The sequence below is a fragment of the Actinomadura meyerae genome (assembly GCF_900188445.1).
GTDB lineage: Bacteria > Actinomycetota > Actinomycetes > Streptosporangiales > Streptosporangiaceae > Spirillospora > Spirillospora meyerae.
This window is the reverse complement of record NZ_FZOR01000013.1, coordinates 156,032-176,063: the sequence shown is the minus strand read 5'-3', so window position 1 is coordinate 176,063 and position 20,032 is coordinate 156,032. Positions and strand designations below refer to the sequence as shown.

19 protein-coding genes and 1 riboswitch are annotated in these 20,032 nt (G+C 75.1%); of the genes, 14 read left to right on the top strand and 5 right to left on the bottom strand.

The genetic code is table 11. The annotated features are described in order from the left end of the window. Positions 1 to 49 precede the first annotated feature (49 nt). Positions 50 to 781: a GntR family transcriptional regulator gene (locus tag CHF16_RS16145; protein WP_245868593.1), complete on the bottom strand. Its 732-nt coding sequence runs from the start codon at positions 779 to 781 to the stop codon at positions 50 to 52. 129 nt (positions 782 to 910) lie between these two features. On the opposite strand from CHF16_RS16145, the gene CHF16_RS16140 reads away from it, so the two are divergent. Then, on the top strand, positions 911 to 2,254 hold the full coding sequence (locus CHF16_RS16140) for a hypothetical protein (protein ID WP_143228000.1): 1,344 nt from the start codon (positions 911 to 913) through the stop codon (positions 2,252 to 2,254). Positions 2,255 to 2,322: 68 nt separating this feature from the next. Further along, on the top strand, positions 2,323 to 3,444 hold the full coding sequence (locus CHF16_RS16135; protein WP_245868591.1) for a carbohydrate kinase family protein: 1,122 nt from the start codon (positions 2,323 to 2,325) through the stop codon (positions 3,442 to 3,444). A gap of 29 nt (positions 3,445 to 3,473) precedes the next feature. On the opposite strand, the gene CHF16_RS16130 is transcribed toward CHF16_RS16135, so the two are convergent. After that, positions 3,474 to 4,415, bottom strand: coding sequence for an AraC family transcriptional regulator (locus CHF16_RS16130; protein WP_089326839.1), 942 nt, complete (start codon positions 4,413 to 4,415; stop codon positions 3,474 to 3,476). An 82-nt stretch (positions 4,416 to 4,497) separates the two neighbouring features. Between CHF16_RS16130 and CHF16_RS16125 the strand changes: the two genes are divergently transcribed. From CHF16_RS16125 to CHF16_RS16115, 3 genes are all read left to right on the top strand, one after another. Further along, complete coding sequence (locus CHF16_RS16125) at positions 4,498 to 5,340, top strand: NmrA family NAD(P)-binding protein (RefSeq protein WP_089326838.1); 843 nt, start codon at positions 4,498 to 4,500, stop codon at positions 5,338 to 5,340. A gap of 18 nt (positions 5,341 to 5,358) precedes the next feature. After that, positions 5,359 to 5,862 (top strand): anthrone oxygenase family protein, encoded by a 504-nt coding sequence (locus CHF16_RS16120; protein WP_089326837.1) that lies wholly within the window; start codon positions 5,359 to 5,361, stop codon positions 5,860 to 5,862. Positions 5,863 to 6,095: 233 nt separating this feature from the next. Then, positions 6,096 to 6,935 carry a metallophosphoesterase family protein gene (locus CHF16_RS16115; RefSeq protein ID WP_089326836.1) on the top strand — a complete coding sequence of 280 codons (840 nt, stop codon included), beginning with the start codon at positions 6,096 to 6,098 and terminating at the stop codon, positions 6,933 to 6,935. 12 nt (positions 6,936 to 6,947) lie between these two features. Here CHF16_RS16115 and CHF16_RS16110 read toward each other — a convergent pair whose 3' ends face one another. Continuing rightward, a complete protein-coding gene (locus CHF16_RS16110) occupies positions 6,948 to 7,577 on the bottom strand; it encodes a TetR/AcrR family transcriptional regulator (RefSeq protein ID WP_218826688.1) in 630 nt (209 codons plus the stop codon). Positions 7,578 to 7,749: 172 nt separating this feature from the next. Then, positions 7,750 to 9,474 carry a phosphomethylpyrimidine synthase ThiC gene (gene thiC, locus CHF16_RS16105; protein ID WP_089326835.1) on the bottom strand — a complete coding sequence of 575 codons (1,725 nt, stop codon included), beginning with the start codon at positions 9,472 to 9,474 and terminating at the stop codon, positions 7,750 to 7,752. After that, positions 9,470 to 9,583, bottom strand: a riboswitch (TPP riboswitch). Its footprint overlaps the gene before it by 5 nt. A gap of 122 nt (positions 9,584 to 9,705) precedes the next feature. Between thiC and CHF16_RS16100 the strand changes: the two genes are divergently transcribed. The 3 genes from CHF16_RS16100 to CHF16_RS16090 all read left to right on the top strand — a co-directional run bounded on the left by CHF16_RS16100 (position 9,706) and on the right by CHF16_RS16090 (position 14,265). Then, positions 9,706 to 10,866 (top strand): sensor histidine kinase, encoded by a 1,161-nt coding sequence (locus CHF16_RS16100; RefSeq protein WP_143227999.1) that lies wholly within the window; start codon positions 9,706 to 9,708, stop codon positions 10,864 to 10,866. A gap of 211 nt (positions 10,867 to 11,077) precedes the next feature. After that, positions 11,078 to 11,770 carry a cardiolipin synthase ClsA gene (gene clsA, locus CHF16_RS16095; protein ID WP_281259358.1) on the top strand — a complete coding sequence of 231 codons (693 nt, stop codon included), beginning with the start codon at positions 11,078 to 11,080 and terminating at the stop codon, positions 11,768 to 11,770. After that, a complete protein-coding gene (locus CHF16_RS16090; RefSeq protein WP_089326833.1) occupies positions 11,767 to 14,265 on the top strand; it encodes a mannose-1-phosphate guanyltransferase in 2,499 nt (832 codons plus the stop codon). Before clsA ends, CHF16_RS16090 begins: the two co-directional genes overlap by 4 nt. Before the next feature lie 50 nt (positions 14,266 to 14,315). Here the strand turns inward: CHF16_RS16090 and CHF16_RS16085 are convergent, their stop codons facing one another. Then, a complete protein-coding gene (locus tag CHF16_RS16085) occupies positions 14,316 to 15,653 on the bottom strand; it encodes an aminotransferase-like domain-containing protein (protein ID WP_089326832.1) in 1,338 nt (445 codons plus the stop codon). Positions 15,654 to 15,755: 102 nt separating this feature from the next. Between CHF16_RS16085 and CHF16_RS16080 the strand changes: the two genes are divergently transcribed. The 6 genes from CHF16_RS16080 (at position 15,756) to ftsR (ending at position 19,923) form a co-directional block, all read left to right on the top strand. Beyond that, positions 15,756 to 16,394: a LysE family translocator gene (locus CHF16_RS16080; protein WP_089326831.1), complete on the top strand. Its 639-nt coding sequence runs from the start codon at positions 15,756 to 15,758 to the stop codon at positions 16,392 to 16,394. A 41-nt stretch (positions 16,395 to 16,435) separates the two neighbouring features. Next, positions 16,436 to 17,326, top strand: a complete 891-nt coding sequence (locus CHF16_RS16075) for a DUF881 domain-containing protein (protein ID WP_089326830.1) — start codon at positions 16,436 to 16,438, stop codon at positions 17,324 to 17,326. Between the two features lie 22 nt (positions 17,327 to 17,348). Further along, positions 17,349 to 17,681, top strand: coding sequence for a small basic family protein (locus CHF16_RS16070; protein WP_089326829.1), 333 nt, complete (start codon positions 17,349 to 17,351; stop codon positions 17,679 to 17,681). After that, positions 17,678 to 18,361: a DUF881 domain-containing protein gene (locus CHF16_RS16065; RefSeq protein WP_089326828.1), complete on the top strand. Its 684-nt coding sequence runs from the start codon at positions 17,678 to 17,680 to the stop codon at positions 18,359 to 18,361. The genes CHF16_RS16070 and CHF16_RS16065 overlap by 4 nt, the downstream gene beginning before the upstream one ends. A gap of 298 nt (positions 18,362 to 18,659) precedes the next feature. Further along, complete coding sequence (locus CHF16_RS16060; RefSeq protein WP_089326827.1) at positions 18,660 to 19,196, top strand: FHA domain-containing protein; 537 nt, start codon at positions 18,660 to 18,662, stop codon at positions 19,194 to 19,196. 13 nt (positions 19,197 to 19,209) lie between these two features. Continuing rightward, the gene (gene ftsR / locus CHF16_RS16055) at positions 19,210 to 19,923 is read left to right on the top strand and encodes a transcriptional regulator FtsR (protein WP_089326826.1); all 714 of its coding nucleotides are present in this window, start codon (positions 19,210 to 19,212) and stop codon (positions 19,921 to 19,923) included. Positions 19,924 to 20,032 lie beyond the last annotated feature (109 nt).

The following is a 20,032-nucleotide window of genomic DNA, read 5'->3' as shown; positions in this document are numbered from 1 at the left end:
ATGGTGCGCTGCCGCCCCCGTCAGCGCGATGGACGATCCGTCCGGTCGGTCAGTGCTCGGGTGGCCGCAGGTCCAGTTCCAGGCGGTACCGGTCGCCGCGGTACAGGGACCGCACGTACTCCAGGGGCCGCCCGCCGGCGTCCCTGGTGACGCGCTCGAACAGGAACGCCGGCATGTGCACCGGCACGCCGAGCTCGGCGGCCTCCTCGGCGGTGGTGACGGTCGGCTCGATCGTCTCGGTGCCCGAGGCGATCACGATCCCGGCGCCGCGCAGCAGGTCGTAGAACGACCGCCCCTCCAGGTCGTGCCTGCGCAGTCCGGGCATGAGCGACCGGGGCATGTACAGGGTCTCGATCGCCATGGTCGCCTCGTCGGCCAGCCGCAGCCGGCGAATGGTAAATACCTCTTCCTCGGGGGAGAGGGCGAGCCGCCTGCCGATCCGCGCCCCCGCCGTCTCGGTGCGGAACGACAGGACCCGCCCGCCCGGTTTCATCCCGCGCCTGGTCATGTCCTCGGTGAACGAGGTCATGGTCAGCGACACCGCGATCCGGGGTTCGGCCACGTAGGTGCCGCTCCCGTGCCGCCGGTCGAGGAGGCCCTCGGCGACCAGGCCGTCGATGGCCTGCCGCAGTGTCGGCCGGGAGACGCCGAGGTCCGCGGCGAGCCGGCGCTCGGACGGCAGGGCGTCCCCCACGTCCAGGCCGTCCAGCATCGCCAGCAGCTCCCGGCGCACCGCCTGCCGTTTCGTGCTCCCGGGGCGGGATTCACCGGCGGATGGCACGCCGTTCACCTCCTCTTGACGTCGTTCCTGTCGCTGCACACCGTATGTCCGATTGTGGCGACTGGTCAATACCACTTTGGCGATGTTTGCCCTGGTCGCGGATGGCGGCCTCATGCGACGGTCGTCCGCATGAGGAATTTCGGACGCGGCGCCCTGGCGATGGCGCTCCCCCTGGTCCTGCCCGCGGCCCTCTGCACGGCGCCGGCGCACGCCGCCGGCGGCCCCGGAGGCGGCCCGCCCGCCGCCCGCGACGGGTGGCGGCTGGTGGCCGCCGAGCCCTTCGACCGGCACCTGGACAGTGCGAAGGCGCCGTGGCGGCCGGACGGCGACGGCCCCTCCAGCCCCCACAACGTCGACATGTACGACAACGACGGCGCCTACTTCGACACCGTCGGCGGCCCCGCCTTCCGGCAGCAGCTCGCGAAGATGAAGACCTACCGGCAGTCGTTCACGTTCGGGCGGGGCGGCTGGCTCACCGCCGAGCTCGCCGCGCGCGACGCCGACGGCGACGGGCGCCCGGACCGCCCGCCGACGCTCACCTCCGGCAAGGGCGTCGCCCGCATCGACGAGCCCGCCCACCAGGCGGGCGTCGTCATCCGCTCGACCCGCGACCTGCCCGCCGAGTACCGCGTCGAGATGACGCTGCGCGGCCTGGACTTCGGCGGGCGGCGCGACGGCTCGTGGGACTACCCGGACGGCCGGATCAACGGCTACTCGCCGGACGGCTGCAAGACCAACTTCCCGTGGGCGTCGGGCGGCGACTTCTCCAGGCCGGAGTGCGAGTGGGCCGACGTCCGCACCGACTCCAACGGCTTCTACTACATGTCGATCATGGACTACCGGCAGGTGGCCCCGCACAACAACGTCTTCGTCCACGGCCACCGCAAGGTCGCCATGGACGGCTACAACCGCTACAAGTACACCGGCACGGGGCTGCTCTACTGCAACCCCGCCACCGGCGAGTACGAGCCCTACTCCGCCGGGACGGGCAACGGCGTCAACGCGATCTTCATGACCGACGACCGCCGGTACGCGGCGATGCCCGGCACCGAGTACCTGATGGACAGCGAGTGCGGGCACCGCAAGGCCGGCGCGATCGTCTCGACCGTCGACCTCCAGCCCGAACTGCTGCCCAAGGAGCCCTACACGTTCGCGATCGAGCGCCGCGACGGCGCCTACACGATGGAGATGTCGGGCGTCTTCGCGCACGTGGGCCGCGCCACCTACCGGTACACGCGCGCGTTCGTCCAGGACGGCGAGCCCATCTGGCACTACAACCAGCGGCCGGAGGAGTACGACGGCCGGTTCGACGCCAACTGGACCTGGACGGGACCGGGCGGCACGCTCGTCGACCGCGGCACCTGGCCCGCCGGGTCCGCCTACCCCGACCGGTTCATGATCGGCGACCCGCACATGAACTTCTACGAGGGAAAGGCGCAGGTGGACGACATCCGGTTGTACGTTCCGGAGTAGCAGCCGAATGTCGGAGGCGGGGGCCGGGGTCCGCGGGACCACGCCCACGCCTCGCCACGGGGGGCCTCGTGACTCAGCAGACCGCGCCGGGCCGGGCGCCGGAGCCGTCCCTCGCCGACCCCTGCGCGGAGCGGGAGCCGGCGGGGGAGCGGCTGCGCGCCGACGGGCCCGGGGACGGCCCGGGCCTGGACGTGTTCCTGTCCGGCCAGGTCTTCATGGACATGATCTTCACCGGGCTGCCGGGGCTGCCGCCGCCCGGCACCGAGATCGTCACCGACGGGCTCGGCTCGGCGCCCGGCGGGGTCGCCAACATCGCGGTCGCGATGAGCCGGCTCGGGCTGCGGGTCGGGCTGGCGGCGCCGTTCGGCGACGACATGTTCGGGGCCTACCTGTGGCGCACCCTCGCCGAGCAGGAGGGCGTCGACCTCGGGATGTCGCGCCTCGTGCGCGGCTGGTCGACGCCCGTCACCGTGTCGATGGCCTACGACTCCGACCGCAGCATGGTGACGTTCGCCAAGCCCGTCCCCGGCCCGCTGGACGACCTCGGCGGCCCGCCGCCGGACGCGCGGGCCTGCTTCGTGGACGTCGACCGCCCGGTCCCGGCGTGGGCGGCGGGCATGCGCGCCCGCGGCGCGCTGGTGTTCGGCGACCTCGGCTGGGACCAGACCGGCGCCTGGCCCGCCGAGGTCCTCGACCGCCTCGCCCACGTCGACGTGTTCCTGCCGAACGCGGCCGAGGCGATGGCCTACACCCGCACCGCCACCCCGGCGGAGGCGGCCGCCGCGCTCGCCGAGCGGGTCCCCGTGGTCGTGGTCAAGCGCGGCGGCGACGGCGCCATCGCGATCGACTCGGCGTCGGGGGAGCGGGCCGAGGTCGGCGCGCTGCCGGTGCGGGCCCTCGACCCGACCGGGGCGGGCGACGTGTTCGCCGCCGGGTTCGTGTTCGCCACCCTCGCCGGCCTCCCGCTCGCCGAGCGGCTGCGGTTCGCCAACCTGTGCGCGGGGCTGTCCGTGCGGCACCGCAGCGGCTCGCTCGGCTCGCCGTGCTGGGGCGAGATCGCCGCGTTCGGCGAGTCGGGGGAGGTGCCGGAGTCGGTGCTGGCCGAGTACGCGTTCGTCGTCCCGTTCATCCCGGACACGGCCGACGACTCGCCCGTCCGCGCCGAGCCCACCCTGCGCAAGGAGCATTGACGGCCCGCCGGGCCGGGGACCGGGCGGGGTCAGGCGGGGGAGGCGCCGGCGCGGTACTCCTGCGGGCTGACGCCGTGCTCGCGCTTGAACGCGGTGCTCAGCGCGAACGCGGTGCCGTACCCGACCCGGCGCGCGATGGCGTCCAGCGTCGCGTCGGTCTCCCGCAGCAGGTCGGCGGCCTGCGCGAGCCGGATCCCGGTGAGATACGCCATCGGCGGCTCGCCGATCAGCTTCGCGAACCGCTGGGCGAGCGCGGCCCGGGAGACGCCGACCCGGGCGGCGAGGTCGGCGACCGTCCACGGGTGCGACAGGTCGTCGTGCAGCAGCCGCAGCGCGGGGCCGGCGACGGGGTCGCCGTGGGCGCGGTACCAGCCGGGGGCCGCCGCGCCCGGCCGGGAGAACCAGGCGCGCAGCGTCGCGATCAGCAGCACGTCGAGGAGCCGGTCGAGGACGATCTCCTGTCCGGGCTCGTCCCGGCCGATCTCCTCGCCGAGCACGCCGGTGAGCGGCGACTTCCAGGTGTCGCCGCGCACCACCGCGATCGGCGGCAGCGCGGACAGCAGCCGCCCGGCGACGGCGCCGCGCATCTGGTAGGTGCCGATCAGCATGACCGACGTCCCGTCGGGGTCGTTGCCCCAGGCGCGGACGCCGAGGTCCATCGCGTCCGACAGGCTCGTCCCGTCCGGGGTGGTGCAGCGCTGCCCGGGATGGATGACGACCTGCGGCTCGGTGGCCGGGTCGTCGCCGACCGTGTAGTGGTCGGGCCCGCGGAAGACGGCCATGTCGCCGGGGCCGACGCGCTGCGGCTCGCCCGTGTCGGGGATCAGCCACGCGTCGTCCCGGACCATGGACAGCAGCGTCAGCGGCGCCTCGTCCTGGATCCGGAGGGACCAGGGCGGGGAGAGGCTCGCCCGCAGCATGAACGCTCCCCGGGCGCGCGGGCCGTCGAGGAGATCGGTGAGGGCGTCCATGGCGGCCAGCCTAGACGCTCGCGTATGCGGGCGAGCTTCTCAACCATGGTCGCCGAAGACGCCCGCCGGTTGACTTGAGGGCATGACGAACACGGAACACGACGGCAGCGACCTGACTCTCGTCCTCGGCGGCACCGGCAAGACCGGCCGGCGCGTGGTGGAGCGGCTGGAGGCCCTGGACGTCCCGGTCCGGATGGGCTCGCGGGCGGCCTCGCCCGCCTTCGACTGGGCGGACCGGGCGACCTGGGCGCCCGTGCTGCGGGGCGTCGCGAAGGTGTACCTGTCCTACTACCCGGACCTGGCCGCCCCCGGCGCGCCGGAGGCGATCGCCGCGTTCACGGCGGAGGCGGTGCGGGCCGGGGTGCGGCACGGCGTCCTGCTGTCCGGCCGCGGCGAGCCGGAGGCGGCCGAGTGCGAGGAGGCCGTCCGGGCGTCGGGCCTGGAGTGGACGGTCGTGCGGGCGAGCTGGTTCGCGCAGAACTTCAGCGAGGACTACCTCCTCGACCCCGTCCGCGCCGGCGAGGTCGTCCTCCCGGCGGGCGACGTGCCCGAGCCGTTCGTGGACGCCGGCGACATCGCGGACGTCGCCGTCGCGGCGCTCACCGGGGACGGGCACGCGGGCGAGGTCTACGAGGTGACCGGCCCCCGCGCGCTGACCTTCGCCGAGGCCGTCGCGGAGATCGGCCGCGCGACCGGGCGGGACATCGCCTACGTCCGGGTGAGCCCGGACGACTACACCGCGGCGCTCAAGGAGCACGGCCTGCCCGGCGAGGTCATCGGCCTGCTGGCCTACCTGTTCACGACCGTGCTGGACGGCCGCAACGCCCGCCCCGCGGACGGCGTCCGCCGGGCGCTCGGCCGCGCCCCCCGCGACTTCGCCGACTACGCGCGGGAGACCGCGGACAGCGGCGTCTGGAACCTCTGACCGGAAGGCGGAACGACCATGAGATCAGCACTGGCGGGCGTCTCGGTGACGCTCTCCATCATCGCGGCGGCCGGCATGGCCGGGACGTTCTTCGGCTTCTCGACCGGCGTGATGCCGGGCCTGAACGCGGCGAAGCCCGGATCGGCGATCGACGCCATGCAGTCCATCAACCAGAAGATCCAGAACCCGCTGTTCGTGGCGATGTTCCTGCTGGTCCCGGTGCTGGCGGCCGCGGCGGGCGTCCTGCTGCTCACGATGGACCAGAAGGCGGCGGCGATCCTGTTCTTCGTCGCGGCGGGCGCCTACTTCGCCGGCGCGCTCCTCCCGAGCTTCGCCGTGAACATCCCGATGAACAACGACCTGGACGCCGCGGCGATCCCGAAGGACGCGGCCGAGGCGGCGAAGCTCTGGTCGGACTACTCCGGCCGCTGGACCGCTTGGAACACCGTCCGCGCCGTGTTCGGCTGGGCGAGCGTGCTCGCCATGGGCCTGGGCGTCTACCTGTGGGGCAAGGACAACTGAACGACGCGGGCGGCCCGCTCCCCTCCGGAAGGGGACGCGGGCCGCTTCGCCGTCTCCGCCCGCCGGGCTCTACCGGCCGTTCCGCGCGCACCAGCCGGCCCAGGTGAGGGCGCCGCCGCCGAGCTGCTTCCGGTGGAAGGACGTCCACGAGGTCTCCGACGGCGCCGGCGCGCCGGGGGCCCGTCGCGCGAGCGGGCCCGGTGCGCGGCCGCCGCGGGGCTTACGATCTCTGGATGGGCGGTGTCTACGCGATCAGCGACCTGCATGTGGGATTCCCCGAGAACCGCGCGTTCGTGGAGGGGCTGCGGCCCGGGTCCGCGGACGACTGGCTGATCGTCGCCGGCGATGTCGCCGAGAGGTTCGCCGACATCGAGTGGACGTTGCGCACGCTGGCCGACCGGTACGCCACCGTCCTCTGGGTCCCCGGCAACCACGAGCTGTGGACGATCAAAGACGACCCGGTGCGGCTGCGCGGGGAGGCCCGCTACCGGCGCATCGTCGACATGTGCCGCGGCCTCGGCGTGCTCACCCCCGAGGACCCGTACCCCGTCTGGGACGGGGAGGGCGGGCCCGTGACGATCGCGCCGCTGTTCCTCCTCTACGACTACACGTTCCGGCCGGACGGGGCGTCCACCAAGGAGGAGGCGCTGGAGATCGCCCACGAGTCGGGCGTCGTGTGCACCGACGAGGTCTACCTGCACCCCGACCCGCACCCGACGCGGGACGCCTGGTGCGACGCCCGGATCGCCTACACCGAGCAGCGCCTCGCGGCCCTGGGCCCCGGGACGCGGACCGTGCTGGTCAACCACTGGCCGCTGGTCCGCGAGCCCACCCGCGTCCTGTGGTACCCGGAGTTCGCGCAGTGGTGCGGCACCGAGCGCACCGCCGACTGGCACGCGAGGTTCGGCGCGGTGTCCGTCGTGTACGGGCATCTGCACATCCCGCGGACGATCTGGACCGGCGACGTCCCGCACATCGAGGTGTCGGTCGGCTACCCGCGCGAGTGGCGCAAGCGGCCCGCCGCCGCCCCGCGGGGGCCGCGCCGGATCCTGCCCGACCCGGAGACGAGCTGACGGCGGGACCGGCTACGGCCGGCCGGGCACCATGCCCGCGGCGGCGAGCGACAGCAGCCGCCCGGCGGCCTCCGGCTCCCGCTCGGTGACCGCGGCGATCGCGCCGGTGAGCCACAGGACGTCGCTGAACGACGCCTCCGCCGGCGCGTCCCCGGCCCGCTGCGCGCGGGCGAACAGCGCCTCGCCCGCCTCGTACATCGCGCGCCGGGAGGGCGCCGGCTCCGGCCGGGGAGCCTCGGCGTCCGGCCGCGCCTCCCGGTCGCGCGGCGCCTCCTCGTCCCGCAGAGACGCGACGGCCGACGCGGCCAGCCCCCGGTACGTGGACACCTGCTCGGCGAACGCGCGCAGCCAGGTCAGCAGCGCCTCGCCGGGCTCGGGGGAGACCAGGAGCTCGCGGCCCCGCGCGGCCAGCTCCGCGTAGCCGTCGGCGAGCAGCGCCTCCAGCAGGTGCCGGCGGGTGGGGAAGTGGCGGTACAGCGTTCCGATGCCGACCCCCGCCCGCCGGGCGACGGCCTCCAGGGACGCGCCGGCCCCGTCGCGCTGGAAGATCTCGCGGGCCGCGGAGAGCAGCCGCGCCCGGTTGCGGCGCACGTCGGCGCGCACGGCGCGCGCTGGGGCCTTCGGCGTGTCGTCGCTGGTCACGTCGGTCTTCGGTCCTTTCCCGGCGGGGACGGGCCTGCGGCGATATCGGGGGGATCCGCGGCTTTGGAACGGTCCCTCGATACTAGCCGCGCCGCGCACCCCGGGCCCCGCCGGGCCGCGCGGGCCCGCCGCGGAAGGCTCCGCGACGGGCCCGCGCCGACCTGCGCCTACCTCAGGACGGGCCGGGGGACAGGGGCAGTCGCAGCCGCCCTCCGGCGGCCCGGAACTCGGCCGCCTTCTCCCGCATCCCGGCGGCGAGCGCGGCCTCGCCGTCCAGCCCGCGCTCGTCGGCGTACCGCCGGACGTCCCGGGTGATCTTCATCGAGCAGAAGTGCGGCCCGCACATCGAGCAGAAGTGCGCGGTCTTCGCCGGTGCCGCCGGCAGCGTCGCGTCGTGGAACGCGCGGGCGGTCTCGGGGTCCAGCGACAGGTTGAACTGGTCCTCCCAGCGGAAGTCGAACCGCGCGTCCGACAGGGCGTCGTCCCACGCCTGCGCGCCCGGATGCCCCTTGGCCAGGTCGGCGGCGTGCGCCGCGATCTTGTAGGCGATCACCCCGGCCTTGACGTCCTCGCGGTCCGGCAGCCCGAGGTGCTCCTTCGGCGTGACGTAGCAGAGCATCGCGGTGCCGTGCCAGCCGATCATCGCCGCGCCGATCGCCGAGGTGATGTGGTCGTAGCCGGGCGCGATGTCGGTGGTCAGCGGCCCGAGCGTGTAGAACGGCGCGCCGCCGCACCACTCCTGCTGCCGGTCCACGTTCTCCTTGATCTTGTGCATCGGGACGTGGCCCGGCCCCTCGTTCATCACCTGGTTGCCGTACTCGGCCGCGATGGCCGTCAGCTCGCCCTGCGTGCGCAGCTCGGCGAACTGCGCCTCGTCGTTGGCGTCGGCGATGGAGCCGGGGCGCAGCCCGTCCCCGAGCGACCAGGTGATGTCGTAGGCGGCGAAGATCTCGCACAGCTCCCGGAAGCGGGTGTAGAGGAAGTTCTCCTCGTGGTGCGCCAGGCACCACGCCGCCATGATCGAACCGCCCCGGGACACGATCCCGGTCTTGCGCCGCGCCGTCAGCGGCACGTACCGCAGCAGCACCGCGGCGTGGACGGTCATGTAGTCCACGCCCTGCTCGGCCTGCTCGACGACCGTGTCGCGGAACACCTCCCAGGTCAGCTCCGCCGGGTCGCCGCCGACCTTCTCGACCGCCTGGTACAGCGGGACGGTCCCGACCGGGACCGGCGAGTTCCGCAGGATCCACTCCCGCGTGGTGTGGATGTCCCGCCCGGTCGACAGGTCCATGATCGTGTCGGCGCCCCACCGGGTCGCCCAGGTCATCTTCTCGACCTCGTCCTCGATCGACGACGCCACCGCCGAGTTGCCGATGTTGGCGTTCACCTTCACCAGGAAGTTCCGGCCGATCACCATCGGCTCGGCCTCCGGGTGGTTGACGTTCGCGGGCAGCACCGCCCGCCCGGCCGCCAGCTCGTCCCGGACGAACTCCGGCCGCACCCCCTCCCGCAGGGCGGCGAACTCCATCTCCGGCGTGATCTCGCCGCGCGCCGCGTACGCGCGCTGCGTCACCGCGCCGCCGGCCGAGCGCCGCGGGCGCCGCCGCGGGAGGTCCTCCCCGGTGGGCGCCGCCCTGCGCCCGTCGTCCTCCGGCCGCGCCGCCCGCCCCTCGTACGGGACGGTGTCGCCGCGCTCGGCGATCCACGCCTCCCGCAGCGCGGGCAGGCCCCGGCGGACGTCGGTCCGCCGCTCCGGATCGGTGTACGGCCCCGACGTGTCGTACAGGACGACGGCCTCGCCGGTGGTGAGCGGCACCTCCCGCATCGGGACCCGCACGTCCGGGCGCGAGCCCTGCAGGTAGACCTTGCGGGCAGCTGGAACCACACGTTGTGTCATGACGACTCGATCTCTCCCTACGCCGGCATTACCCGGTCAGGTTCATGCGGTCAGCGGCCGTATCAGCCGCTATCTCAGCCCGGTTCGCCGGACCCCCGCGATCTGTCGCCCCCGACGCTAACCCGGACCTCCCCGGTTGCCGCAACCGCCGCCGCCGGGGTAGAACGCGCCCGCGCGCGGCGGCGGGGGCGGTGTGCGGCGATCGCGGAGGTCGGGGAAGATGGACGGGTGGTGACGCTGCCCCGGGTCAATGCGACGGCCGCGGACGCCGTGTCCGCGATGGTGCTGGCGGGGGTCGCGGCGGCCGCCGCGGTGGTGTGGCCCGGCGTCCGGGGGCTCGACGCCGCCGGCGCGCTGCTGCTCGTCGCGGCGCACGCGCCGCTCGCGGTGATCAGGCGGTGGCCGGCGCCGGGGCTCGCGGCCCTGGTGGTCCTCGTGCTGTCCTACCACCTGGCGCAGTACCAGCACCACGCGCTGGTGCCCGCCGAGGTGATCGCGCTGTTCGCCTACGCGCTGCTCGGTCGGCGGGTGCGGGTCGTGCTCGGCGCCGTCGCGTTCCTGCTGGCCGTGTGCGTGATCGGGATGGCGATGCGGGCGGGCGGCAGCTCGGTCCGCGAGCAGGTGGCGGTCATCGAGGCCGTGGTGTCGGTGGTGATCGCCGTCCAGGTGTGGCGGGTGCACCGGGCGCGGCTCGCGACCATCACCGAGCGCGCCGAGCGGGCCGAGCGCACCCGCGAGGAGGAGGCGCGGCGCCGGGTCGCCGAGGAGCGGCTGCGGATCGCCCGGGACCTGCACGACCTCCTCGCGCACAGCATCACGCTGATCGGCGTGCAGGCGGGCGCGGCGGCCCACCTGGTGCGCGGCGACCGGCCGCTCGACCGGGCGGAGCTGGCCGAGGCGCTCGGCGCCATCGCCGAGACCTGCCGGGACGCCCGCACCGAGCTGCGCGGCACCCTGCAGGTCCTGCGCGGCACCGAGACCGGCCCCTCCGGGACGTTGCCGGGGCCGGACGGCATCGCCGACCTCGTGCGCGCCGCGCGCGCCGGCGGGATCGAGGTGGAGCTGGCGGACGGCGGCCTCGCGGACCCGCTGCCGCCGGAGATCGGCGTCGCCGCGTACCGGATCGTCCAGGAGGCCCTGACCAACATTGTCAAGCACGCCGCCGCCGAGCGCGCGACCGTGACCCTGGAGCGGGACGCGGGCCGCCTCGTCGTCCGGATCGCCGACGACGGGCGCGGGCCGTCGGGGGACGCGCCGGAGGGGTTCGGGATCCTCGGCATGATCGAGCGGGCGCGCAGCGTCGGCGGCACGCTGGACGCGGGTCCGGGAGCGGGCGGCGGGTTCGTCGTCACGGCGGTCCTCCCGCTGGCGGACGTGGTCAGCCCGCGGTGACCGGCGCGGCGGCCGGCGCCCGGCCGGGCGGGCGCCGCGGCGGCTTCGCCCCGCTCGACCCGTCCGCCGGGAACCTCCCAACGCGGGCGGGCGGCGCCGGAACGGCGCCGCGCGGGTGCACCCTCGGGCTTGGGGCCGGACGCCATCGGGGGCTTTCAACCCCTTACCGGTAGGGTCAGGATCAAGGGGACCAGGGGAGGCGAACGCGTCGGTGAGCACACTGCGAGAGGCTCCGCGGGACCGGATCTTCACGGTGCCCAACATCCTGAGCATGGCACGGCTGGTGGGCGTCCCGCTGTTCCTGTGGCTCGTCCTCGTCGAGGCGGACTGGTGGGCGCTCGGCGTGCTGGTGCTCGCCGGCCTGTCGGACTGGCTGGACGGCAAGCTGGCGCGCGCGCTGGACCAGACGAGCAGGCTCGGGACGGTGCTCGACCCGGCCGCGGACCGGCTCTACATCCTCGCCACGCTCGTCGGGCTGACCATCCGCGACATCATCCCGCTGTGGCTGGTGGCCGTGCTGGTCGCCCGGGAACTCGCGATCGTGCCGATCGCGCCGATCATCAGGCGGCTCGGGTACGGCGGCACGCTGCCCGTCCACTTCATCGGCAAGGCGGGCACCATGTGCCTGCTGTACGCGTTCCCGCTGCTGCTGCTGGGCGACCACGACGGCGGCGCGGCGACGGCCGCGAAGGTCGCCGGGTGGTCCTTCGCCATCTGGGGGACGGGCCTGTACTGGTGGAGCGCCGTCCTGTACTGGGCGCAGACGCGGCAACTGGTGCTGGCCGGCCGCGCCGCGCCCCCGGGCCCCGGGGCGGAACCGGGGCCGGGCCCCGCGCCGGGCGGGGCCGGTCCGGGGGCGGAACCGGCGGCCGGCGACCAGAAGGGAGCTGAGACCCCCCGATGAAGGCCGTCGTGATGGCGGGTGGCGAGGGGACGCGGCTGCGTCCGATGACCGCCAACCAGCCCAAGCCGCTGCTGCCGCTCGTCAACCGGCCGATCATGGAGCACGTGCTGCGGCTGCTGAAGCGGCACGGGTTCACCGAGACCGTCGTCACCGTGCAGTTCCTGGCCGCGCTGATCCGCAACTACTTCGGCGACGGCGAGGAGCTCGGCATGTCGCTGAGCTACGCCACCGAGGAGATCCCGCTCGGCACCGCGGGCAGCGTCAAGAACGCCGAGGAGGCGCTGCGCGACGACCGGTTCCTCGTCATCTCCGGGGACGCGCTCACCGACATCGACCTCACCGACATGGTGCGGTTCCACAAGGAGAACGACGCGCTGGTCACGATCGGCCTGAAGCGGGTCCCCAACCCCCTCGAGTTCGGGATCATCATCGTCGACGACGAGGGCCGCGTGCAGCGGTTCCTGGAGAAGCCCACCTGGGGCCAGGTGTTCTCCGACACCGTCAACACCGGCATCTACGTGATGGAGCCGGAGGTCCTCGAACGCGTCGCCGAGGGGGAGTCCGTCGACTGGTCCGGGGACGTGTTCCCCGAGCTCCTCGCCGAGGGCGCCCGCCTGTTCGGCTACGTGGCCGACTGCTACTGGGAGGACGTCGGCACCCACGAGAGCTACCTCAAGGCCCAGGCCGACATGCTGTCGGGCCAGGTCGCCATCGAGCTGGACGGCTTCGAGATGTCGCCGGGCGTGTGGGTCGCCGAAGGCGCCGAAGTGGACGCCGAGGCCGTCCTGAAGGGACCCCTGTACATCGGCGACTACGCCAAGGTCGAGGCCGGGGTCGAGCTGCGCGAGTACACCGTGCTCGGCAGCAACGTCGTGGTGAAGGAGGGCGCGTTCCTGCACCGGGCCGTCGTCCACGACAACGTGTTCGTCGCGCCGTCGACGAACCTGCGCGGCTGCGTCGTCGGGAAGAACACCGACATCATGGCCGGCGCCCGCGTCGAGGAGGGCGCGGTCATCGGGGACGAGTGCGTCATCGAGGCCGAGGCGTACGTCTCCAGCGGCGTGAAGGTCTACCCCTTCAAGACCATCGAGGCCGGCGCCGTCGTCAACACCAGCGTGATCTGGGAGTCGCGCGGGCAGCGCAACCTGTTCGGGCCGCGCGGCGTGTCCGGGCTCGTCAACGTGGAGATCACGCCCGAGCTGGCGGTGCGGCTCGCCAGCGCCTACGCGACCACCCTCAAGAAGGGCACCACGGTCGTCACCGGCCGCGACGTCTCCCGCGCCGCCCGCACCCTCAAGCGCGCCGTCAACAGCGCGCTGACCGCCAGCGCCATCAACGTCAACGACCTGGAGGCGACGCCGCTGACCGTCGCCCGGTTCGAGACCGGCCGCGAGGACGCCGTCGGCGGCATCTACATCCGCACCACCCTCGGCGACCCGCAGGGCGTCGACATCCTGTTCCTGGACGCGGGCGGCGCCGACCTGTCCCAGGCGGCGCAGCGCAAGCTGGAGCGCGTCTTCGGCCGCCAGGAGTACCGCCGCGCGTTCCCCGGCGAGATCGCCGAGCTCACCTACCCGCCGCGCGTCGTGGAGACCTACACCCGCGACCTGCTGCGCCGGGTCGACATCCGCGGCGTCCGCGAGGCCGGGCTGAAGATCGTCTTGGACTGCGCGGGCGGCGTCGCCTCGCTCGTCCTGCCGAACCTGCTCGGCAAGGTCGGGGTGGAGGTCCTCACCCGCAACGCCGGGCTGGACGAGGCGAACCCGACCGAGACGCTGGCCGAGCGGATGCGCGACCTGGAGCGGCTCGGCGAGCTGGTGTCGTCGTCGCGGGCGGCGTTCGGCGTCCGGTTCGACCCGGTGGGGGAGCGGATCTCGCTGGTGGACGAGAACGGCGAGCTCGTCGGCGACGAACGCGCCCTGCTGGTGATGCTCGACCTGGTCGCGGCCGAGCGGCGCGGCGGCAAGGTGGCCCTGCCGGTGACGACGACGCGGGTCGCCGAGCAGGTCTGCCGGTTCCACGGCGTGCAGGTCGAGTGGACGTCCACGTCCCAGGACGTCCTCACCAAGGCCGCCGCGCAGCCCAGCGTGATCTTCGCGGGGGACGGCCGGGGCGGCTTCCTGATGCCGGAGTTCAGCGGCACGGTCGACGGGATCGCGGCGTTCGTCCGCCTCGTCGGGCTGGTCGCCCGCACCCGGCTGACGCTCTCCCAGATCGACCGCCGCATCCCCGACGCGCACCTTCTGCGCCGCTCCGTCCCGACCCCGTGGGCCGCCAAGGGGAGCGTGATGCGGCACGTCGTGGAGGCCGCCGGCGACCGCGCCATCGACACCACCGACGGCGTCCGCGTGGTCGAGGACGACGGCCGCTGGGTCCTCGTCCTGCCCGACCCGGCCGAGGCGGTCACCCACCTGTGGGCCGAGGGCCCCGACGCGGACGCCGCGCAGGCGCTCCTGGAGGAGTGGGCCGAGGTCGTCGAGCGCGCCGGCTCCTGACGGCGTGCCCGGGCGGTGCCTCCGGGCGGTGTCCCCGGGCGGCGGGCGGGTCAGTCGACGGGGGCGTCGTCCGGGCTCCCCGCGGCGATCTCGGCGAGGACGTCCAGCGCGCGCGCCAGGGTGTCCAGGGGCGGCGACGCCAGGCCGACGCGGACCGCCCGAGGCGCCGCGCCCGTCCCCACGACGAACGCCGCCGCCGGCGTGATGGCGATCCCGCGCCGTGCCGCCGCCGCCACGAACGTCTCCGCCCGCCACCGCGGCGGGAGGTCCCACCAGCGGAAGTAGGCGGGCCGCGCGGCCGGGGCGGCGCCCGGCAGGCGCTCGGCGGCGAGGGCGGCGCGGGCGGCGGCGTCCGCGCGCTTGGCGCGGGTCACCGCCGCGACCGTCCCGTCGGAGATCCAGCCGGTCGCCGCCTCCAGCGCGAACCGCGCCGGGCCCCACGCGCCCGACCGCAGCGCCGCCGCGACGGGCTCGGCCAGCCGGGCGGGCGGCACGGCGAACCCGACGCTCAGGCCGGGCGCGAGGCGCTTGGACAGGCTGTCGACGAGCACGGTGCGGTCCGGCGCGAGCGCGGCGAGCGGCTCCGGCCCGTCCGGGTCGAGGAACGCCCAGACGCGGTCCTCGACCGCGGGGAGATCGAGCCGTTCCAGGACGGCGGCGAGGTCGGCGCGGCGCGCGGCGGGCATCGTCGTCCCGCAGGGGTTGTGCAGGGTCGGCTGGACGTAGAGCGCGCCGAGCGGCGCGGCGCGGTGCGCGGCGGCGAGCGCGTCGGGACGCAGCCCGTGCTCGTCGGCCGCGACCGGGACGAGCGCGACGCCGAGCCGGGCCGCGATCCCCTTGACCACCGGATAGGTCAGCGCCTCCACCGCCAGCCGCCCGCCGGGCGGGACGAGCGCCGCCACGGCCCCGGCGATCGCCTGCCGCCCGCTCCCGGCGAACAGCACGCGGGACGGGTCGGGCCGCAGGCCGGGCGCCGCCAGCAGCGCCGCGGCGGCCTCCCGGGCGGCGGCGGTCCCCGCGACCCCGACCGGGCCGAGCGCCCCGGCCGCGACGTCCCGGCGGGCGAGCCGCTCCAGCCCGGCGGCGAGCAGCGGGCCCTGCTCGGGCACCAGCGGGTGGCTGAGCTCCAGGTCGACGCGCGCGGCCGCGGGCTCGGCCAGCGCCGGGTCGGCCGGGCGCGCCGCGGCGCGGACGAACGTGCCGCGCCCGACCTCGCCGACCACGAGGCCGCGCCGCCCGAGCTCCCGGTACACGCGGGCCGCCGTGGAGGGCGCGATGCCGCGCCGCCGGGCGAAGGCCCGCTGCGGGGGCAGCCGGTCGCCCGGCCGCAGCCGCCCCGACGCGATGTCGGCGGCCACCTCGTCGGCGACGCGGCGGAAGTCCTCCACGGCCCCTCCTCACCTCGCGCCGGGAACCACACCCGGCGCCGCATTGCACCGAGAACAATGCACCTATTGTACTGATAAATGGTCCGATCTAGCATCGGTGCAATGATCTCGTACGCCGCCGTCGCGGCCGTCGCCGCCTTCGCCCTCGGACTCGTGCTCACCCCGGGACCGAACATGATCTACCTGGTGTCGCGGACGGTGACGCAGGGCCGCCGCGCCGGGCTCGTCTCGCTCGGCGGCGTCGCCGCCGGCTTCCTCGTCTACGTCGCGGCGGCCACCGCCGGGCTCACCGCCGTCTTCGCGCTCGTCCCCGCCCTCTACACCGCCATCAAGATCGGCGGCGCGGCCTACCTGCTCTGGCTCGCCTGGCAGGCGGTGCGCCCCGGCGGCACCGCCGTGTTCGCGCCCCGCGAGCTGCCCGCCGACCCGCCGCGGCGGCTGTTCACCATGGGCCTGGTCACCAACCTGCTCAATCCGAAGATCGCGATCCTGTACGTGTCGCTGCTGCCGCAGTTCGCCGACCCCGCGCGCGGGCACATCGCGCCGCAGATCTTGCTGCTCGGCCTGGTCCAGATCACCATCGCGGTCACCGTGAACGGCCTCATCGTGCTCGGCGCCGGCGGCATCGCCCGCTTCCTCGGCGGGCGGCCCGGCTGGCGGCGCGCCCAGCGGTACCTGATGGGCTCGGCCCTCGCCGGGCTCGCCGTCCACATCGGCCTCTACCGGCCCGCCGCGGCCTGACCCGCCTGCCGCGGCCCGCCGTCCCTTGCCATGATGGGGCGGTGATCACACGACGGGACGGCCCCGGCGTCCGGCGGCGGCCCGACGCCTCCATGTCGCTGCTCGCCGACCTTATCGCCGGCAAGCTCCTCGACCACGGCTACGCCGAGGCCGCGGCCCGCCGCGCCGCCGCAGGCGCCCGGCCGCCCCGGCGGGGGCCGCTGCGCGGCACCGGCGTCCTCCTGGTCCTCCTGCTCGCCGGGACGCTCGTCGCCGTCGCCGGCGCGCAGGTGCGCCGCGGCGAGCCCGGCGCGGCCGAGCGGCGGTCCCGCCTGATCGGGGAGATCCGCGCCCGGACGGCCGAGACCGACGCCCTGCAGCGCCGCCTCGACCGCGTCCGGGCCGACACCGAGCGGCGCCGCGCCGCCGCGCTCGCCCGCAGCGACGAGGGGCGCCGCGTCCGGGCCCGGCTCGCCCGCGCCGGCGCCGCCGCGGCCGCGCTGCCCGCCGCCGGCGCCGGGATCGTGGTCACGCTCGCCGACGCGCCGCGCCCCGGCCCCGGCGCGCCCGGCGCGCGGCGGCCCGCGGCCGACGCCGGCCGGGTCTATGATCAGGACCTCCAGGTGCTGGTCAACGGGCTGTGGGCGGCGGGCGCCGCGGCGGTCGGCGTCAACGGCCGCCGGCTCGCGCCGACCACCGCGATCCGCATGGCCGGCGAGGCGATCCTGGTCGACTACCGGCCGCTGACCGGCCCCTACGAGGTCACGGCGCTGGGCGACCCGGACCGCCTGCGGGAGGTCCTCGCGGGCTCGGCCGCCGACCGGCGGCTCGCCGCGCTGCGCACGCGGTTCGGGATCCGCTACCGCGTCCGCGCCGCGTCGGCGGCGCGGCTGCCCGCCGCGGGCGCCGTCCGGCCGCGGTACGCCGGTCCCCGCCCGGAGGACGGCCAGTGAGCGGGGAGGGGGTGGCCCGGGGATGTTCGCGCTGATCGGGCTCGTCATCGGCGTCGGGCTCGGCCTCGTCCTGCAGCCGGACGTGCCGCTCTGGCTGCAGCCCTACCTGCCGATCGCGATCGTGGCCGCGCTCGACGCCATGGTCGGCGGCGCCCGCGCCCGGCTGGAGGGCATCTTCGACGAGCGGGTCTTCGTGGTCTCCTTCGCCGGCAACACCCTCATCGCCGCGCTGATCGTGCTGCTCGGCGACCAGCTCGGCGTCGGCTCCCAGCTGTCCACCGGCGTCGTGGTCGTGCTCGGCATCCGGATCTTCGCCAACGCGGCCGGCATCCGGCGGAAGCTGTTCGGCGCATGACCGGCGAGCGCCCGCCGGGGGCGCCCCGCGGCCCGCTGGGGCCGGGCGCCCGCCGCCTCGCCGCCGGGCTGCTGTGCCTCGTGCTCGGCTTCGCGGCCGTCGCGCAGGTCCGCTCGACGCGGCGGGACACCGCCTTCGCCACCGCGCGGCAGGACGAGCTCGTCGGGATCCTGGCCGATCTGGGTCAGCGGTCCGAGCGGCTGCGGACCGACCTCGGCGACCTGGAGGCCACCCGGGCCCGGCTGGAGCGCGACGCCGAGGGCGGGACCGCGCTGGAGGAGGCCCGCGAGCGCGCGACGGCCTACGGCATCCTCGCCGGGACGCTCCCCGCCGAGGGGCCCGGCATCGAGCTGGTGATCCAGGACCCGGCGCGCCGGGTCAGGGCGGTCAACCTCCTGGACGCGCTGCAGGAGCTGCGCGACGCCGGCGCCGAGGTCGTCCAGATCGGCGACGTCCGCGTCGGGGTCGACACCTACTTCCTGGACGACCCGGGCGGCGTCCGGGTCGACGGGCGGCCGCTCACCGCGCCCTACCGGTTCCTCGCCATCGGCGACCCGCACACGATGACCACCGCGCTCAACATCCCCGGCGGGCTCGTGCGGACGCTGCGCGGGGCGGGAGCCGCCGTCCTGATCACCCCGCGCGCGAAAGTGTCCGTTGGCGCGGTACGGTCTCCCTAGAGGGAACGAACGGGCGGCCCGCTCGAGCGTCGCTGTCGCGGCGGTCCGCGCGGCGGCGTAGACCTGCGATCATCGACGAATGTAGTTTGGTGCGGTCGGTTCACCGTTCCGGTTGACCCCTCGGGTGATAGCCGCGTAAGTTGCGGCGACCGTCGCGCGAGCGGGGCGGTGAGTTGGACCGTGGTCGGGGGCCGGTCCCCGGCATGGGTTGGGTGAAGGATGCGCGTGGCGCAGGCGGCTCCCGCTGCGGCGGGGCGTCCGCGTGCGGCACGCCGATGGTAGGAGGCCGAGCCGATCGATGCCGAGCGTCTACTGCACGCAGTGCGGTCACGCCAACCCGGATGATGCCCGCTTCTGTTCGAACTGCGGCACTCCGCTGACCCGGAGTCCGGCCGCGCCGCCGCCGTACCGCGAGTCGCCCGGCGAGTCCACGTCCACGATCTCCATCGGCGGGTTCGAGGCACTGGACACCGACACCGGCGCCGAGGAGCAGGCCGGTCCCGACCAGATGGCGATGGAGGCGCTGCCCCCGGGCACCGCGCTGCTGGTCGTCAAGCGCGGGCCGAACGCGGGCAGCCGCTTCCTGCTCGACAAGGACCGCACGTCCGCGGGGCGGCACCCCGAGAGCGACATCTTCCTGGACGACGTCACCGTGTCCCGGCGGCACGCCGAGTTCGCCCGCCAGGGCGGCACCTTCTCCGTCCGCGACGTGGGCAGCCTTAACGGCACCTACGTCAACCGGCAGCGGATCGACCAGGCCGGCCTGTCCGGCGGCGACGAGGTGCAGATCGGCAAGTTCCGGCTGGTGTTCCTGACCAACCCGGCGCACGGCTGACGGGAGGGGCGCGTTGAACGCGGAGCCGGCCCGGTCCCAGATGACGATCGGGGACGTGCTCGGGCTGCTGCGGCCCGAGTTCCCCGACATCACCATCTCCAAGATCAGGTTCCTGGAGTCCGAGGGCCTGGTCGAGCCGGAGCGCAGCCCCGCCGGCTACCGCAAGTTCGGCCCCGCCGACGTCGAGCGGCTCCGCTTCGTCCTCACCGCGCAGCGCGACCACTACATGCCGCTGCGCGTGATCAGGCGGCACCTGGAGGCCCGCGACCGCGGCGAGAGCGTCCCCCCGCTCGGCGCCCGCGAACCGGCCCGGCGCCCCCGCACCCTCGTGGCCGCCGACACCACCGCGCCCGACCCCGCCGTCCGCCTCACCCGCCGCCAGCTCCTCGACGGCGCCGGCATCGACGAGGCGCTGCTCGCCGGCCTGGAGGAGTACGGGCTCGTCCGGCGCACCGGCGCCCACTACGAGGGCGAGGCCCTCGGCATCTGCCGGGTCGCCGCCGAGCTCGGCGAGTTCGGCTTCGAGGTCCGGCACCTGCGCGCCGTGAAGGCCGCCGCCGACCGGCAGGTCGGGCTGATCGAGCAGATGGTCGCGCCGCAGCTGCGCCGCCGCAGCCGCGGCGCCCACGAGCAGGCCGCCGAGACCGCCCGCGAGATCGCCGCGCTGTCGGTCCGGCTGCACGAAGCCCTGGTCAGCGCGGGTCTGCGCGAAAGCCTCGACCACTGATCATGGGGGCCGCGGAGGATTTTCCCGCACCCGCGGCGCGACGAGCTGTCCGGGCCTGGGTGTACGTTGGCTACATGGTTCGGTCAGGAATCGATCCGCTGCACGTGGT